The sequence below is a fragment of the Shewanella sp. SM20 genome, assembly GCF_025654545.1.
GTDB classification, from domain to species: domain Bacteria; phylum Pseudomonadota; class Gammaproteobacteria; order Enterobacterales; family Shewanellaceae; genus Shewanella; species Shewanella oncorhynchi.
This window is the reverse complement of record NZ_JAKKRK010000103.1, coordinates 1-4,039: the sequence shown is the minus strand read 5'-3', so window position 1 is coordinate 4,039 and position 4,039 is coordinate 1. Positions and strand designations below refer to the sequence as shown.

At 39.3% G+C, this 4,039-nt stretch carries 5 protein-coding genes; 1 reads left to right on the top strand and 4 read right to left on the bottom strand.

What is annotated here, in order from left to right:
• The 4 genes from L5M18_RS22775 to L5M18_RS22760 form a co-directional block, all read right to left on the bottom strand.
• The coding region (locus L5M18_RS22775; RefSeq protein ID WP_263190459.1) for a transposase at positions 1-171 on the bottom strand (171 nt) is incomplete at its 3' end.
• Positions 172-215: 44 nt separating this feature from the next.
• Positions 216-1,451, bottom strand: a complete 1,236-nt coding sequence (locus L5M18_RS22770; RefSeq protein WP_263198691.1) for a type I restriction endonuclease — start codon at positions 1,449-1,451, stop codon at positions 216-218.
• Positions 1,448-2,878 carry a hypothetical protein gene (locus tag L5M18_RS22765; RefSeq protein ID WP_263198690.1) on the bottom strand — a complete coding sequence of 477 codons (1,431 nt, stop codon included), beginning with the start codon at positions 2,876-2,878 and terminating at the stop codon, positions 1,448-1,450. The genes L5M18_RS22770 and L5M18_RS22765 overlap by 4 nt, the downstream gene beginning before the upstream one ends.
• Positions 2,878-3,819 (bottom strand): DEAD/DEAH box helicase, encoded by a 942-nt coding sequence (locus L5M18_RS22760; RefSeq protein ID WP_263198689.1) that lies wholly within the window; start codon positions 3,817-3,819, stop codon positions 2,878-2,880. Before L5M18_RS22760 ends, L5M18_RS22765 begins: the two co-directional genes overlap by 1 nt.
• A 51-nt stretch (positions 3,820-3,870) precedes the next feature.
• On the opposite strand from L5M18_RS22760, the gene L5M18_RS22755 reads away from it, so the two are divergent.
• A partial coding sequence (locus L5M18_RS22755) for a transposase (RefSeq protein WP_263195311.1) occupies positions 3,871-4,039 on the top strand: 169 nt, incomplete at its 3' end.

Below are 4,039 nucleotides of genomic sequence, written 5' to 3'. Positions count from 1 at the left end.
TAATGTTTTACCTGGCACAGGGCGACCCTCTTTTTTGGCTTTATCTCGCCAATGATACAGGGTTTGGTAGGAGATCCCCTCACTGCGAGCCACTTCCGTGACCGTCATATTGTGGGGAGGTAATAATTTCTTTAAGACAGCGTCTTTACGTTCAGGTGAATATCGTTCCATTGAGCTCTCATTGACCGCCCCCTTTATTTAATTATTGGATGATTTTAAGGGGTGACAACAATCCTGACACAGGGGGGATGTGCCTCATCAGTAATAACAATGATATCGTTACGCTCAGAAAGAAGAGGGTAATTTCCTTTCTCATCACCTTTAAACTTTTGTATCAACGAAAATACAAATCTATGATCCGCAGCTAAATATGCTTTAAGCTCTGCGCCTGATTCTGCTTGGCAATTTTCCGTCAAAATACCAGTTGAATTAAACGTCTTATAAATTTGGTCATCTAAATCTGTGCGGTCAGTTATCAGCACAAAAGTCCAATTACCTGTGTACTTACGAAATGCTTTTTTACAGAAGAAGACCATGGAAAAACTTTTGCCACTTCCCTGGGTATGCCAAAACACGCCGAGTTGTCCTGCACGCTCTTTAACATTACTCAATCCTTCCAATGCTTGGTTTACGCCCAGATATTGGTGATACTTTGCAACAATCTTAATCGTCTGTTTCTGCTTAACAAATAAGGTATAATTTTCGATTATATCGAGTAAACGGTTTTGTTCGCACACACCTCGAATAACCACCTCTAAGCTAACTCGTCGAGCCTCTTTTTCGCTGGCAATTTTCTTCCATTCAGCAAAATGTTCCCACTGACTCGATATCGTACCAACACGAGATTGAACGCCATTCGATAGAATAATGACCTGATTAAAATGAAATAAGCTTGGGATAGTGGTTCGATAATCTGTCAGGTTATCTTTATAGGCATTGAGTAGGTTTTTATGGCTGGCTTTAAGCTCAATAAATACTAGTGGTAAACCATTTATAAAACCTAATAAATCTGGTCTTCTCGTTTCAATTTCACCAGATATACTCATTTGGCTACAAAGTACAAAATCATTGTCAGTAGGCTCATCCCAATTGATAAACCGAACGACATAATCTTCCTCATCTTCAAGATCACTACAATATATATAGCCATCTTTTAAAAGCTCATATACTTGTTCATTTGCTGCGATATCGCTCATTGAGCTACGATCACGACAAATTTCATCGATAGCCTCTTGAATGATTCTAGTCGGCACTGCAGTATTTAATTTTTCAAGCGCTTGGCGAAGACGATGCTTGAGAACAATATCACTACGAGTTTCACGCCCAAAGGCTAGCTCTCCTTGGGCATCAGAGCCAAACAATTCGTCCCAACATGTTTGCACTTCCCACCCCAAGCTTTTAAACAAAGCAATAGCTGGCTGCTCAACTAAACCGTCTTCTGTATAGGTCATAATTTTGAAATAGCCCCTAAATCCCGTCTATTTTCACTATCATATAAAGAATCTAAATATGGATAGAGCTCACTTGCTATTCTTTCAATTAAGGCTTTGTTTTTGCTCATAAATCCAATAGGCATTGGAACGGGATAAATTTCTGGCAAACTAATGTAGTAAGTGACTACAACCAACTCATTATCAAGTAAAAGAACTTCTACTGCACCACCTAAAAACCCCGCAATATAACCATTCACGTAATCGATATTTATAGCAAAATCGTCTTTCCATCGCTTACAACCATACTGATCGTGCTTCGATGTCATAGGGACGAATAATGCAGGCTGATATAGCGTTTTCGGTTTTTTACCTTTGATCTTTGAACCATCAATTAAAGACTCAAAACAACTCGAAAGATAACTATTTCTCGCCCACAACCCCTCACTTGGAGCAAGCCAAGTAAGGGGCTTGATGCCTTCTTGATGCTTTCCAGCCAATTTATTTTTTACGGAATCAAGTTGCGCACCAAATTTTTGCCAGTTATCTCGAGTATATATAGAGCCAACTAACGGAATAAAGTCACCATCATCAACGTTAGGAGATTGTGCCAAAGCAAATAACTTATCAATATTAAGCCCTTGTTCAGTAATTAACGAACCCGTATTCATATCACCTAGTGATTCAATTGCTAAGACGATTTCCCTTAAATTATTGCTAGTCTGGTTACTAGCGATAACCTGCCGAATGCCGTCCAAAACAAGTTCATCTGCTTCTAATTGTCCGATCTCATCAATTTCAATAGCAACACCTTGTCTGTCCATAGCAAAACAAAGCTTAACTCGGAATGGTTCTGTTCCAATTTGATTTAGCGAATCGACTTTATAAACACTTGGTTGGCCAGCGCCTTCTGGCTGACGAACATTCGTAATCATCTCTTTATCGAGCAAACTATGAAATTGACGCTGAAAAGCTTTCCCAACTAGTTTAGTTCTGTTGGCAATATGTTCACTTTTTGCATCAACTCTAAGTCCACAAGTCCATTTATCATTTAAACGCTTGCTATGAGTCGATACACAATTAAATCCCAATGCTTCATATCCAAGTATCGTATTACTCGTAACGATATCACTCACTTGAGGAGGCTCACCTAAAGCAGAAAAATAACTAATCGCTTTGACTGTCAACTCAACTTGTCCAAGCTCGTTATAAGCCAACTCTTCTCTCTCAATAAGATCTCGAATAGCCTCTTTAGCTTCTCTTTCAGTTAACCCTAAAAACTCTGAGATATCAGTGGGCTTCATCGGGGATAAGTGTACGAGCCTCAACACGAATTCACGAATAAATGATAAACCACGCTTGCTTACGTAAGAGTAACGAATATTGAATCGGTATGAAGGTATAAGGAAATCAATTTCGTTATAAACTATGTTTGATTGCTCATTCATTACCTTCTTACTCCCTTAGGCTTTTTTGGTTTTGCATTCAATACACTATAATTCGAGACTATTTTTTGTAACTCGATAAACTCAATCACCTTACCTAAAGGCTTATGAGCATTCTTACCTCGCCACATATGTGTTGCACCGACAATGACTAATCTATCCATTGCCCGAGACAAAGCCACATTAATACGGTTTGGCAGACGTAAAAAACCGGTACTTAGATCGGTACAACTTCTTGTAATCGAGAGAATAATTACTCTATTTTCTTTACCTTGATAACTATCTACAGTGTCTATTTTTACCAAGGATTTAAACTCATCATCCCATGATTGTTCATTGAATTTTTTACGGATCAAACGCTTTTGCTCACCATACATACAAATAATGCCAATCGCTGGGTCACTTTCTTTAACCGTTTTTGACAGGGATGTTATAAACTTTTCGTTATCAGAGATCTCCCTAAGCAAAGCAATAATTTCATCCGCTTCTGCAACATTGGAGAGGCTTTCACCTTTACATTTGGCATGATGGGAAGCTTTACCTAACAAAGACGTATCAATCCAAGTTACGACACTCTGTAACGCTTTAGGCACGTCCTGATAAATATTTGGAATCATACGTTCGCCAGTCACCAGTTCCCCACTATAGAAACATTGAGAAACCAAATCGCCAATGGGTTTTGCCATTCGATATTGAGTTAATAGTTTTGCCCCCGCTTCCTTGCCGTATTCAGATTCAAAAGCACGCTCAAAGTCACTTTGAAATAAATCTTCAGAGTCATTAGCCACAATACCTAACTTTCTTGCTATGGCTTTCTTATGTGGCTCAGAATAAAGCGGTGGTAATTGTTTATGATCTCCCACAAGTAACACTCGTTTACCTGATTGCATTGCTATCGCTAACTCACTAGCGATAGAACCCCCCTGTGTCAGGATTGTTGTCACCCCTTAAAATCATCCAATAATTAAATAAAGGGGGCGGTCAATGAGAGCTCAATGGAACGATATTCACCTGAACGTAAAGACGCTGTCTTAAAGAAATTATTACCTCCCCACAATATGACGGTCACGGAAGTGGCTCGCAGTGAGGGGATCTCCTACCAAACCCTGTATCATTGGCGAGATAAAGCCAAAAAAGAGGGTCGCCCTGTGCCAGGTAAAACAT

Coding starts and splice junctions, on each gene's coding strand:
- L5M18_RS22770 (WP_263198691.1), bottom strand. CDS start 1,451: ATGACCTATACAGAAGACGGTTTAGTTGAGCAGCCAGCTATTGCTTTG.
- L5M18_RS22765 (WP_263198690.1), bottom strand. CDS start 2,878: ATGAATGAGCAATCAAACATAGTTTATAACGAAATTGATTTCCTTATA.